The sequence below is a fragment of the Saccharibacillus sp. CPCC 101409 genome, from assembly GCF_030518235.1.
Lineage (GTDB): Bacteria > Bacillota > Bacilli > Paenibacillales > Paenibacillaceae > Saccharibacillus.
Genome location: NZ_JAULSA010000010.1, coordinates 98,465 through 111,850 on the forward strand (window position 1 = coordinate 98,465; position 13,386 = coordinate 111,850).

10 protein-coding genes are annotated in these 13,386 nt (G+C 51.0%); all 10 read right to left on the bottom strand.

The window, feature by feature from the left end:
* Positions 1 to 17: 17 nt before the first annotated feature.
* On the bottom strand, positions 18 to 2,459 hold the full coding sequence (locus tag QWJ34_RS19300; protein ID WP_302730363.1) for a glycoside hydrolase family 3 N-terminal domain-containing protein: 2,442 nt from the start codon (positions 2,457 to 2,459) through the stop codon (positions 18 to 20).
* Positions 2,452 to 3,528 (bottom strand): family 43 glycosylhydrolase, encoded by a 1,077-nt coding sequence (locus QWJ34_RS19305; protein WP_302730365.1) that lies wholly within the window; start codon positions 3,526 to 3,528, stop codon positions 2,452 to 2,454. The genes QWJ34_RS19300 and QWJ34_RS19305 overlap by 8 nt, the downstream gene beginning before the upstream one ends.
* Before the next feature lie 43 nt (positions 3,529 to 3,571).
* Entirely contained in the window at positions 3,572 to 4,252 is a 681-nt protein-coding gene (locus QWJ34_RS19310; protein WP_302730366.1) for a carbohydrate ABC transporter permease, read from the bottom strand.
* Positions 4,253 to 4,486: 234 nt separating this feature from the next.
* A complete protein-coding gene (locus tag QWJ34_RS19315; protein WP_302730367.1) occupies positions 4,487 to 5,437 on the bottom strand; it encodes an ABC transporter permease in 951 nt (316 codons plus the stop codon).
* Positions 5,438 to 5,509: 72 nt separating this feature from the next.
* On the bottom strand, positions 5,510 to 7,039 hold the full coding sequence (locus tag QWJ34_RS19320) for an ABC transporter substrate-binding protein (RefSeq protein ID WP_302730369.1): 1,530 nt from the start codon (positions 7,037 to 7,039) through the stop codon (positions 5,510 to 5,512).
* A 280-nt stretch (positions 7,040 to 7,319) separates the two neighbouring features.
* Positions 7,320 to 7,733: a glycoside hydrolase family protein gene (locus tag QWJ34_RS19325; RefSeq protein ID WP_302730371.1), complete on the bottom strand. Its 414-nt coding sequence runs from the start codon at positions 7,731 to 7,733 to the stop codon at positions 7,320 to 7,322.
* A 395-nt stretch (positions 7,734 to 8,128) separates the two neighbouring features.
* Complete coding sequence (locus QWJ34_RS19330) at positions 8,129 to 9,622, bottom strand: glycosyl hydrolase family 28 protein (protein ID WP_302730373.1); 1,494 nt, start codon at positions 9,620 to 9,622, stop codon at positions 8,129 to 8,131.
* Positions 9,619 to 11,172, bottom strand: a complete 1,554-nt coding sequence (locus QWJ34_RS19335; protein WP_302730375.1) for an extracellular solute-binding protein — start codon at positions 11,170 to 11,172, stop codon at positions 9,619 to 9,621. Before QWJ34_RS19335 ends, QWJ34_RS19330 begins: the two co-directional genes overlap by 4 nt.
* 139 nt (positions 11,173 to 11,311) lie before the next feature.
* Positions 11,312 to 12,184 carry a carbohydrate ABC transporter permease gene (locus QWJ34_RS19340; RefSeq protein ID WP_302730377.1) on the bottom strand — a complete coding sequence of 291 codons (873 nt, stop codon included), beginning with the start codon at positions 12,182 to 12,184 and terminating at the stop codon, positions 11,312 to 11,314.
* A gap of 23 nt (positions 12,185 to 12,207) precedes the next feature.
* Positions 12,208 to 13,176, bottom strand: a complete 969-nt coding sequence (locus tag QWJ34_RS19345) for an ABC transporter permease (RefSeq protein ID WP_302730379.1) — start codon at positions 13,174 to 13,176, stop codon at positions 12,208 to 12,210.
* Positions 13,177 to 13,386 lie beyond the last annotated feature (210 nt).

Here is a 13,386-nt window from a genome sequence, read left to right on the forward strand (position 1 = left end):
CCAATCCCGAAAGGTACTTACAACACTTCTGCTTTTGCGTTGAAGCTTCTCGATTTGCCGTCAATGAATAAATCGGAGATGATGCGGAAACGGCCCGTCTGCCGAATATCCTGACAGGAAGCGCCGATCAACAATTCCATCTCGCCGGCTTCGATCTTCCACTTCATATCCTTGTCGAGAAACGCAAATTGGCTCGGATGCATGGTAAACGAAATTTTCTTCGTCTCGCCGGGTGCAAGCGCCACTCGAATAAATCCGACCAGATCCAGGTTCGGACGAACCATACTGGCATACAGGTCCCGAATGTAGAGCTGAACGACTTCTTCACCGATCCGATCACCGGTATTCGTGACCTCGACGGTAACGGCCACGTTCCCGTCTGGTTTCACTTCCGCCCGCTCGATCTCGAAGGTCGAGTAGTCAAATGTCGTATATGACAACCCATGTCCGAAATAATAGCGGGGTTCGCGTGGGCAATCCACATAGCTCGTAAAGGCCGTGTCCGTTCCCACATGATAGCTGGCTCCATTATCATGATTATAGAAGAGCGGTGCCTGGCCGGCATTATAGGCAATGGTGACGGGCAGCCTTCCAGCCGGATTGTAGTCGCCGAACAGGACATCGGCAACGGCTTCCGCCCCGTATTGTCCGGGGCTCCAGACTTCTAGGATCGCATCGATATGCAGATCAGCCATATCGCTGGAAATCGGTCTTCCGTCGAAATGGACAGCCACGGTCGGCTTGTTTAACCCGGCGAGCTTGCGGATAAATGTCTCCTGACAGTCCGGAATCTGGATGTGGGTTGCATCGATGCCTTCGCCCGTTGTGCAGGCGGTTCCCCAACCGAACTTGCCGCCCAGTGTGAGAATGACGATATCCGCTTCTTCAGCAGCCTTCAGCGCCTCCTGGTGCATCGAAGTATCGCTGCCGGCATAAGCGTAACCATACGCATACGTGATCTCCGCCTGTGGATTCTCTGCTTGAATCTGCTGCAGCAGCGTCCGAATTTCCGGATAGAGCTGCTGCAGCCGCTGGTCTACAGCAGGATTCTCGATCTGGATCTTGCTGCCCGGATACGTATAATGGCCTCGGTCCATCGTGAATTCTTCTTTGTTCAAATTCGATATTTTCTCAAAATCCACCCCGGCCATCGTATTGCCGACTCCGGACATAGCTTCTACCAAACTTGCGAATGAATAGCCTCCAAACAACGCCCGAATCGACTGGGCATGATGACCGATGACCGCGATCTTCTGTTGCTTGCGCTTCAATGGAAGAACACCGTTATTTTTCAGCAGAACCAGCGATTGCCGCGCCGTATGAACCAGCAGCTTATGCATTTTTTCGCCGCCGAATGATCCTTCCCCCGTATATTCAGGTTCCGGGAACGGCTGCTCAAACAAGCCCAATTCAAATTTGGCAATCAGAACATTCCGCACGGCGCGATCAAGTGCGCCAATGTCCGCGCTTCCGTTCCTGAAGCGAAGCATCAGCTCGTCGTTATAGCAGTCCTTCGCTGGTAGCTCCACGTCCATTCCGGCTTGAAGCGAGTGTTCACCGGTGTCCGTCTTGCTCTCGAACAGCCGATGCCGGGTGTGCTGCTCCGAGATCGAAGAGTAATCGGATACGACCACTCCGTCGAATCCCATTTCTTCGCGCAGCAGCGTAGTAAGAATCTCATACGAACCAGCTGCGATCTGACCGTCGATCGATCCGTAAGAATTCATGATAGACCGCATGTTTGTATCGGTAATGGCAGCCTGGAACGGCTTCGCATACACTTCTCTGAGGATTCTCGGCGGGACTGCTGTTGAAGCGGCATGAATGCCACCTTGAGTAGCATGGTAGCCGAGGAAATGCTTGGCGCAGGCCAGTACGCCTTTCTTCAGGTTGCCATCATGCTGTAATCCGGCAATATAAGCTGTTCCGATGGCCGACACCAACGTCGGATCTTCACCATATGTTTCGCCCTGTCTGCCGAAACGCGGATCGCGCGCCACGTCCAGTACCGGAGCAAACGCATGGGTAGCCCCCGCTATCCGGGCCTGCCTGCCCACGATTTTGCCCAGTTCACGGATCAGTGCAGGATTCCAAGTAGAAGCCTGTCCGATGGCGGAAGGTAGACTTGCCGCTTCCGGCATCATGCCGCCTGTCAACGTCTCCATGTGGAAAATAGCCGGAATCTGGTGTTCGCTCAGTTTCATAATTTGCGTCTGAATCTGTATGACTTTGTTAATCAGGGCTTCTTTGTTGTCAAGTTCACCGGCAAACAACATGGCAACCTCGCCTACACCATGCGGATAATTTTTTTCCAACAGCTCGAAACTGCCTTTCTCCGGCATGTACCCGACAATCTGCCCCATTTTTTCTTCCAGACTCATTCTTCTCAGCAGGTCGTCGGCGCGTTGTTCGGCCGAGAGCGAAGGATTCAGATAATCGGCGCCCATCGCTTTACTCATAATCTTCAATCCTCCATTCTTCTCTCCAATCCAGATAAGCCAGCCTGCCATCGAAGCGAACCGGCAGCCATACATAATCCGCAACGGAGGTATCGATATTCATGTCCATCGAGTAATGCGGTCGTTCCAAGGCAAAGTCAATGTCGGGATTAAACATCTTTCTGTAGATCTCCGCCGTTTCTGCATAACCTTTCCCGGTCGCATAATTCTCCCCCGCCAGCTCGGGCAAATTCGGTATCCATCTATCCGCCAGCGCAATATAGAGATCTTTCTTGAACGGATGTTTGAATACGGAAGTGATTTGCGAATTGTAGGACGTTCTGGATGCATCATTTGGATGCGGATCGCCCAGTACCTCCCAAGGTCCATGGAAACTCTTGGCTACAGCGACCTCGGAAGGATTCGAGTGGTAGCCCGTCGTTCCCGAGGTAAAGAGATAATGCAGCCCTTTTCTGAAGAAATAAGCAGGGGCTTCACGGACGTCTGGTGGCTGAAGCTGTGGAAAATGTGTGGAATAGTAGCCGGTAATATCCGTATAATCTGCCGTCAAATCCGCGCAGATCATCTCGCTATGCACTCTTTCAAAGTAATAGTAAGCCTTGCCGTCCGCAGCCTCGACCAGATCGAAATCGCCCGCGCTCATATGAAGCGGACGAAGATCACTTTGGACCATCGTATACGGCCCCAGAATGTCATCGGCCGTCAGAACGGTCGATTTCTGTGTGCCGTCCTTCTGCATCACCTTCAGCCAGCAGACGAACTTTTGCGTGTGGCGGTTGAAGAGAATATGCGGTCGGTCCATATACTGTGAAGGATGCAGCGGCGAGGCTTCATCCTCTTCATTTGGAGGAATGATCACGCCTTTATCTTCCCAATTGTATAAGTCAGTCGAAGCGTAGCATCTGACTCCCCAATGCCAGATTCCGTTTCCCGGCTTTGTCTTTTCTTTGTTCTCGCCATACCAGTAGAAGACTTCTCCAACGGCAATAACGGAGCCTCCATGTGCCTGAATCCGTTTGCCTTGTGTATCGAGCCATACCTGCCCGGGTTTGATCGAATGATAAGTCATTTATATCCTCCTTGAATCGCTTAAATGTCCACCGCAATTCCTTCTACTCTTTGACTCCGCCCAGCGTGATTCCCTTGACGAAATAGCGTTGGAAGAACGGGTACAGCACGAGAATCGGCAGGATCCCGATTGTGGCAATCGCCATTCTTATCGTGGTCGAAGGAAGCTCCGCTACATTGGCTCCGATGGCCTGCGCCTGTGAAGCATTTTGCAGAAGCACCTGAATATTCTCATTGATATTGTTCAAAATAATCTGGATGGTATATAAGCTGGCACCGTCGCGTCCGGACAGGTAGTACAGACCGTTCTGCCAGTCGTTCCAATAAGCCAGTCCTGTCATCAACCCAATCGTAGCGATAATCGGGAGGCTGAGCGGCATAATAATTCTGGCAAAAATCTTGAATTCGCTCGCACCGTCGATGGTAGCCGCTTCCTTAAGCGCTCCAGGAATGCTGTACGACATATAATTTTTTACCAGGATGACATTGAACGCGTTCATCAGCAGATTCGGAATCAGCAGCGCCCAGATCGTGTCTTTGAAGTCCAGGTAATGGACGTACATGTAATAAGTCGCCACCAGACCGCCGTTGAACAGCATGGTGAAGATCATCAGAAAATTGACGACTTTCATGCCCGGAATATGATTCTGGGAGATCCCGTAGGCGAACAGCGCCGTGATCGATACACTGACAACGGTTCCTGCGAAAGTAACAATCAACGTCATTAGATAAGCCTTCCCGATGGTATCCCACTGCACTGCAATATACTTGTAGGCTTCAAGACTGAACTTCTGTGGAAAAAAAGAATATCCATGTTCGGTGGCCCAGGATTCGGAAGTAAACGAAGAGATAATCAGCAGCAAAAATGGAAGAATCGCACACAATGCAATCAGACCGCAAAAAACGTGGGCGACAATTTGGGTAATTCTGGACTCGCTTGTCTTCATCTCCATCCCCCTCTAAAACAGCGCGTTTTCCCGGTTGTATTTTTTGATAAAGAAATTCGCAGCCAGGATCAACACAAAGCCCACAATCGATTGATAGAAGCTGGCAGCACTGGACATGCCGTAATCGCTGTTGCGCAGCAGTGCTTGATACACGTAAACATCCAGTGTTCGCGTAACCGAATACAGCGCTCCGCTATTCTGCGGCATCTGATAAAACAAACCAAAGTCCGAGCGAAAGACTTGTCCAACAGCCAGAATGAACAGCGTGATAAAGGTAGGCTTCAACAGAGGGAGCGTAATATGGCGGATCTGCTTCCACTTGCTGGCCCCATCGATCGTCGCTGCTTCGTAATAATCCTGATTGATTCCGACGATACTCGCCAGGTAGATGATCATGCTGTAACCGATACCTTTCCAGGTATTGACAAGAATCAGAATCAGCGGCCAATACGTCTTATCCATATACCAGTTAATCGACTCTTTGCCCAGCGGCTGCAGAATGGAATTGTTAATCAGTCCCGTTTCCGAAGACAAGAAGGCATAACCGAGATAGCTTACAACGACCCAACTCATCAGAAACGGCAGCAGGGTCAGGCTCTGGTAGGCTTTTGAAGCAAACTTGCTGCGAATCTCGTTGATCAACACGGCCAGCGTAATCGCCGAAACCGTTCCGATCACGAAGAAAGCAACATTGTACAGAATCGTATTTCTTGTGATAACCCAGGCGTCATTTGTTGCAAAGAGAAACTTGAAATTATCCAATCCGTTCCATGGACTGCCGAAGATGCCTTCAGAGAAATTCAGCTTTTTGAAAGCGATAATCACACCGAACATCGGGATATAGTTATTGATCAAAAGGTAAAGAAGTCCCGGCAGAATCATGAGATATACCGGAAAATATCTTTTCCAACGGTTTTTCTTCTTTTCACGAGCGCTCGCTCGTTTGACTTCAATTGCCGTCATGTGAAGCTCCTTTCCTGACAAGCGGTCAGGCTGCCGATTAGCAGCCCGCCACCTGTGCGGACGATTCGCAATCTATTTCCCGTTGCTCTGTTTCCATTCGTCCAACTGCTTCTGATTTTCCTGAATGATCTTATCGATTCCGGCGGATTTCAACGCATTCAGGAATTCCGGCAGTGACTTGCTCGGTTCAAGCGCCCCACTGTTGAAGGCCGGTGTATACTGCTCGATGACTGTAGAAACGGCTGCAATCTCCGAAGATACCGACGCCTGCTTGAAGCTGTAGCCCAATGCCGGCGAGTATCTCGATTGAGGGATATTATCGTCGTCTTCTTTCAGAACTTTGTTTTTGTTGATCGGTTCTGGCGATACAACGGGCCATTGAAGCCGATTGCCATAAATGCCGTATCCCTGATAATAAGGGAGCTTGGATGTATCCGGGTCCATAAATTCAATTGAAGTCCCTTCATCCGTCTGCTCCAATACTTTGTAGGACTTTCCTTCCAGACCGAATTGCAGCAGCCAGGCAGCATCTTTATTTTTGTAAATGTAGTTCAGCACTTCCATGGCTTTCTCGGGATGCTGGGACGAACTTGTAATATTCCACATGATGCCCTGACCGCCATTATTGGATACATAAGGCTCGATCATCGGAATCCCGGTGAATTCAATGCCGGATGCGGCACTCTTTGAGCTGGCCGACAGTCGATCGTTCCAGTAGAACATACCCAGATATTTCTTCGTTGCAAGCAGCGAATCGGGTGATTGCTTGGTGATGGCTGCATCGGAAGAAATGTAGCCCTTTTTCGCCCAGTCATACATTTTATTCACATATGTCGCATATTCGTCCGTAGCGAACAGATTGCTTACCGTCGTATCGTCGAATCCACGATTCAGCATCAGTACGCCTGCGGCAAGCGAACCCGTTACCTTGTCATATTCGATATAGGAGTTGTTCAGCGGGTCCTGAGTCGTATTCCATGGAATCGTGGTATAAAAGTCTTTGCCTTCGCCGGCTTTTACTTTGGCGAAAATCTCGTCCAGATCATCCATCGTATACTTTTTCTCGGGATCGATCGTGATATTGTATTTTTGCAGAAGGTCCGTTCGAGCCAGATAGCCGTAAGTATTGCCTTTGATATAGACCGGTGGGACGCCGTAAGTTTTGGAGTCGTATTTGGCTCCATCCAACAGGACCCCTGCCTGTTCCTTAATGTCCTTGCCCTGCTGCTCCAGCAGATCGTCGAGAGGCACGATCATCCCGCTGTCAACCGAAGGTCCCAGACTTGTAAAAGCGGTAAGCATGATATCCAGCGGTTCGCCCGAAGCAACGGCGAGAGAAGCTTTTTTCGTGGACTCGCTCAATCCGACAGGCTCGAATTTCACACGCGCCCCGACATCCTTTTCCAACATTGCGTTGAACGCATCTTCAACCTCTTGGAACCCCGACCCCAAATTTCCCGGCGTCGGATACTGCCAAACGATTGTCGGAATTTCTTCCGCCGTACTTCCTTCCTGAGCGCCCTTGCTGTCTTTGGCATTGTTTGAACATGCAGTTAATGCGGACAAAGCAGCAACCAATACCAGTGCAATCGCTTTTTTCATGTTTGCTTTCCCCTTTGTTCTGGTTTAAGTCGGTTTTCTCTCTCTCCTACCTGGTGAATATGGAATGCGCGCGCTTTCATTTGCAATTATATAAAGAGTGGACTGAACAATATATTTGGAAAAACTACGATTAGTTTAGTTTTTAATTGGTAGCGCACAAAATATTTCTTTTTAGCATGATACATAATAAAAAAAGTTCTCTCCAAAAAGATTAATTTTGGAGAGAACTTTTTTATCAAAATAATATATACTTAAAGAGTTAAAAATCATATTTTTTTGTTTAGCATTCAAATAAAAAGGAAAGTCCATTTCCTTGCGGAGTGAATCTGGCGTAAAAATTTAATACGGGATGACTGAAGTCGAATTCAATTGGTAGAAATACATAACTGGAATCATTATATTCATGACTGTTCCAGCGGTCGGAAATATACAGAAATTGTTCTTCCGAGCACTTTAACACAAACGCCGGTTGCGTGTTATAAGTAGTAGCATCACCAAAGTCTTCCAACATGCTCCATTTCCCTTCTATTGCATCGGCCGAAGCAAACTTGCATTGGTTAGGCTCCCAACCAGTACAAAAAGACGAGAGCATATAATATTTATTTTTTCGCTTGAACACAACTGGCGCTTCGCGATATTCACCCTGCCAAAGCTTATGGATGAGACGCTCGACATTCAGATAATCGTCGGTCAAACGGTAGACATGCAGGTCAGCGTTGTCGCGTGCCGCTGAAATGAAGTAAGCCGTTAATAAAATCTGCAGTCATGTCGATCTCCCTTCTCCTACAAAATAAACCTAATCTTCAATCTTCGCTTGAGCCCCTTGTTATCAGAATCCAGTCTTAGGAATCTCCTCCGATTTTTGATCGAATGGCGCGATGACCCGTTTTCGGACGGCATACATGCGCTGGTGCGCCGTTTGTACAGCTCCAACGAATTCGGCATATAGCGTCCGTCTTCGGCTCAAGTGGCGAGAGAATTTTTGAGTCTGCTTATGCTCTGGTGCAGGTTGATGAAATTCAATTTTGCATATTCAAAAGCCGTTCCGACAGAAGAATACCTCTTCCGTCGAAACCGACTTTTACCATTCTATCTCCACTGAACTGCGATTTCCCTTGTATATTCGCCTATAAGCAGGTGACGTGCCTCCGATGTGAGCACTTCGTCTCCCAGTGTCACGTTCTCGAACGCGACGTCTTCCACCATTCGGTCCTCGTCGTAACCGGAGATATGCGACGGGTTCGGGCAGGCCGCATCGAAGCGAATGTTGCGAAACAGAACCCGCTCGATCCTTCTGCCGGGAGCCGGGTTGTATTTCTCGTTCTTCAGCACCCGGATGTTGAACGGTTCACCCAGCTCGAACGTCTCGACGCGAATGTCTTCAAACACGACGTCCCGTACAATATTATGGTCGCCCGCATTGATCGCCATACAGCCCCAATAATCCGGCTGTGGCTCGTGGTGTTCCAGTATATCCAGCTTGCCAAAATGCAGCCGTTCGATGACAGTGCCCGCTCCTGCGTGATCGCCATGGGTGCCGATATTGATTGGATGGGCAACATCCGCCCACAGAATTGTCCCGCGTACGCTAATATCCCGCGCATCGCCGCAGAATTCACCGCGTGACGCATACACCGCAATGCAGTCGTCCGAGGTACGCAGAAATCCGCCTTCGATCGTCACGTCCCGGCAGGCCATCATATCGATGCCGTCGCACCAGCCACGCGAACTGAACGTTTTCAGATTGGAGATACGGATGCGCTCTGACTGACCAAGCAGCACGCTGTAATGTGGCGGATCGATCATGGCAATCCCTTCGATGACGATGTCCGAAGAGTAACGCACATCGACGCCGCGATAATACGTGTTTTTGGCAAAAGACGACAGATCCAGAACACCGCGTCCGCGAATCTCCACGCCGCGCACCTTGTCGCAGACCAGACCGCCGCACAGCACGGCACCACCCGCCAGATATACCGATGTATGCGAGGGAAGATACAGCCGATCGTCTTCCAGAAGATGCACGCCCGGCTCGAACCGGACGATGCGGCGCTGTTCTGCCGTTCTTGCCTTGCCGGTGTCCGCATCCGTTCTGCTTCCGTTATCCAGCCGCTGCCGAATATCCGCTCCCCGATGTAATCCCGGCCGCAGCGTCAGCACGCCGTCGCCATCCGGTTCCGGCGCGTTCTCTTCCGCCGGATTGGCGAAAATATGCAGATTGCGGAACCGCTCGCCGTTGACTTCGAGCGAGAGCAATCGCGGCCCGTCCAGCTTGAGCCGGAGCGCTACTTCGTCTTCTTGATCGTCGCAGCGCAGCCCTGCCGACAGTGGACGGACTACGGTATCCGTCACCGCTCCGAGCCGATGTTCGATCTCAAGCTCGACCGGACCGCCGCAGCTGAAAGTAACCATCGAAGCGTAACGAACATCGTGCATGTCAACGGCAGCCCGATACACGAACAGCTGCTGCCATTCCGCTCCCGGCTCCCGGACACGGACTGTATAATCCGGGCTTTCTTCCAGGCCTTCGGGTATCGGGTAGACGGCAAGTGTGCTTACTTGACCGTATTCGCCTCCGCTCATCCCTGACGCGCCTCATAGATCTGCTGCGCTTCGTCGAGTTCCGCCTGACCGCCGGAATTCAGCCACTGTGCCTTGAAGTCATCGAAGCCTTTATCCGTATTCGCTTCCCCCGTAATCGCCTTGATGTAATACTGCGCTTGCAGCGTAGTCAGGATCGCTTCATATTGCGCCTTGGTGGACATGACTGTCGACTGCATCAGATCGGTCAGGATGGTAAGTCCATCTATGTTCGTATACTTGTCGCGGAAGGCAATCTTGTCGGGCGAGAAGTGGTATTTCTCCATCGCCTGCACCTTGCCGCCGAACGGATTATAGAAGCTGAGGCCCCATTCTGCGGCTTTGATGCCTTCTTTTAGTACGGGCAGGCCGTCCTGCATGTCATACGACTGGCCTTCTTCGCCGAACAGCGTCGTCAGATAACCGGTATCGTCCGTTGCCACATATTCCAGCATTTCGAGAATCTTCTGCCGCTTGGCCTCGTCCTTCTCAAGCTGTACACCAAAGAACAGCGGCGGCTGAAGCGCACCGTTGGACATCGCATATTTCTGACCGTCCGGACCGGCAACCGGGGTTCCCGGCACCAGCTCAATGCCTTTGTCCGCCGAGACCAGACCGAAATAACCGTCCTTGTACAGATGATGCCACATGCCGGTGTCCAGCATGCCGGTACGCAGGCTGATGAACTTGGTCTGAATTTCGCCGTTGCCGTCCGTAATGAATTCCGGATCGATAATGCCGGCCGTATACCATTTGTTGAGCAGTGTGAGCGCGGCACGCGCTTCTTCCGTTACGGCGCCGTATTCGACTTTTCCGTCCTTGCCGAGCTTGAACTGGTAAGGATTGACTCCGTAAGCGGCGAACACGGAATTGAACATCTGTGTCTGTGCATCTTTTCCGCGTCCGGTCATGCCGTAGGTATCTTTTTTGCCGTTGCCATCCGGATCTTCGAGCGTGAACTTGGTCAGCACATCCTCAAGTTCGTTCAGGTTCTGCGGTGGTTGATCGTATCCGATCGCCTTCAGCCACTGACCGTTATATGCGGGCATGAAGCCCGTCGAACCATTGGACCAGACCTTCGGCACGCCCCAGTTCTTGTCGTTGTAGCTTCCGGCTTCCCAGGCTTTCGGATCGACGCCCTCCACATCCGCCGTGTACTTCGGCATATACTGCTTGATCTCGTCGACGGAGATGTTGGCAATCACGCCCTGGTCCGCCCACTGCACCATATCGCCCACCGTGCCGTCGACGGCCAGAATATCCGGAATGTCGCCGGAAGCGAGCATTACGCCAAGCTGTTCTTTCCACGTTTCCGTTTCAAATTTGACGTTCTTGATCTTGATATTGAATTTCTGCTCCAGATATTTCTGCACGAAATTATTGTCCGCTTCCGGCGCTCCCCAGTTGTTTGCGATTGTAACGGTCATCGGTGCATTTGTATCGGTGGCCTTTCCGGCCCCGCTCTCTTCGGACGATCCTCCGCAGCCGCTCAGCAGCGCGGAAGCGGCGAGCATCAGTGCGGTCAAGCCGGTAAACCCGATTCTTTTCTTCACTTCTGTTTCCTCCCTTTTGTCTGTTTGTCTGTTCTAGTACCTTGACCGCATCAAATCTAAGGTTTACGTTCATCGGAAACACGCACGGTTCAAGCGGGTTTTCGGGGAGCGTAACCTAACCTCTTAAGCGGTCAAGGTACTAGCCTTTAAGCGAACCGACCATGGTTCCCTTAACGAAATATTTTTGCAGGAATGGATAGACAACGATGATCGGCAGCGCGGTGAACATCAGCGTGGCCGCCTTGATCGGTTCCGCATAGCCCAGAACCGCGCTCTGCGAGTCCGAAGAGAAGATCGACACGTCTTCGCCCGTGATGACAACCCTGCGCAGGAAGGTGGTCAACACCTGCTTGGCCGGGTCCTGGATATACAGTACAGCATCGAACCAGGCATTCCAATGCCCGACTGCCGACCAGAGCGACAAGGTTGCCAACACCGGCAGCGACAGCGGCATGATGATGCGAAACAGAATCTGCAGATCGTTCGCTCCGTCAATCTTGGCCGAATCTTCCACTTCTTCGGGAATGGCCTGGAAGAAGTTGCGCAGAATGAGCATGGAGAAGGTGCTGATTAGACCCGGAATGATATAGACGAGCCGAGTATCGATCAGACCCAGATTTTTAATCAGGAAGTAAGTCGGAATCAACCCCCCGCTGAAGAACATGGTGAACACGATCAGCATGGTGAAAAAGCTGCGATGCGGCAAATATTTGCGAGACAGCGGATAAGCCCCCATCGACATGAACACGATCGAACAGATCGTCCCGACCACCGTGCGGAATACACTGTTGCCGAAGCCGATCCAGATGTCGCTGCGCGACAGCACACGTTCCCACGCATAGAAGGAAACCTCTCTCGGATACAAATGGATGCCGGTTCGCAGTGATTCCGCCGGCGTGCTAAGCGAGATCGACAGCATGTGTACGAACGGATACAACATGACGATGCAGAGTAGAATCATAAATACAATCAATACGGCTTGAAAAATTTGATTTCCCCTTGTCGGTTTCACATTCGATACTCCTTTTCATGAACTTAGAACAGCCCCTCCTGGCCCAGCTTCTTGGCGACATAGTTGGTCATCAGTACCAGCGTGAATGCAATCAGGTTCTTGAACAACCCCACGGCCGTCGTCAGACTGAATTGGAAATTCTGCAAGCCTACCCGGTAGACGTAGGTATCGAGAATATCCGCAACCTCATAGGTTGCCGGGGAATACAGATTCAGAATCTGATCGAAGCCCGCATCCAGAATGCCGCCGGTGCGCAGGATGAACATCAGCACCACTACCGGCAGAATGGACGGCAGCGTAATCTTGAGCGTCTGCTTCCAGCGGTTCGCCCCATCCATGACGGCGGCTTCGTACAGATCCGGCGAGATGCCCGACAGAGCTGCAAGGTAGATGATCGTTCCCCAGCCGATTTCCTTCCAGATCGCCGACGTGACCAGTGTGAACCGGAAGTAGTTTGGATCGCCGAGGAAATAGATCGGTTTGAGACCGACCAGTTCGATCAGATAATTGACTACACCCGTCGAGGGCGACAGCAGCGTCAGCAGAATCCCGGACAGGATGACCCAGGAGAAGAAGTGTGGCAGATAGGTCAGCGACTGCGTGATTTTCTTGAACTTGCTGAAGCGAATCTCATTGATAAGCAGCGCAAGAATGATCGGAGCCGGAAAGCCGAAAATAATATGATAGAAACTGATAACTACCGTATTGCGCAAAATCTTGAAGAAGTCGGGCGAATGGAAAAATAGGAACTCGAAATGTTTGAAGCCCACCCACGGACTGTTCCAGATGCCCTCCATAATGCGAAAATCTTTAAAAGCGAGCTGGATGCCGTACAACGGCGCATATGCGAATATCGCGTACCAGATCAGTACGGGAGTAAGCAGCAGAAACAGATACCTGCACTTTTTGTATTCCTTCCACGTCTTCGCAAGTTTCGACGGCTTTCTGGTGACGGCCTGGCCGCCGGATTCCGGGGAAGTAACCGGGTTCATCGTCTTGCTCCTTTCATTGTGTGTCATGGATGTCCCCGAGCGGCGCCGCCCGGTTCACATGTCCCACTTTAGAGCTTTTGTAAGCGTTTTTTCTACGGTAATTTCATTCGATTTCGTATCATTTCTTTCGATTTGGCAAAAAAAATCCCGTACCGCAGCGGTATCGGGAGTCAAAGTGGCAGGCTGCGGACTGTCTTGCGAAAACCCGGC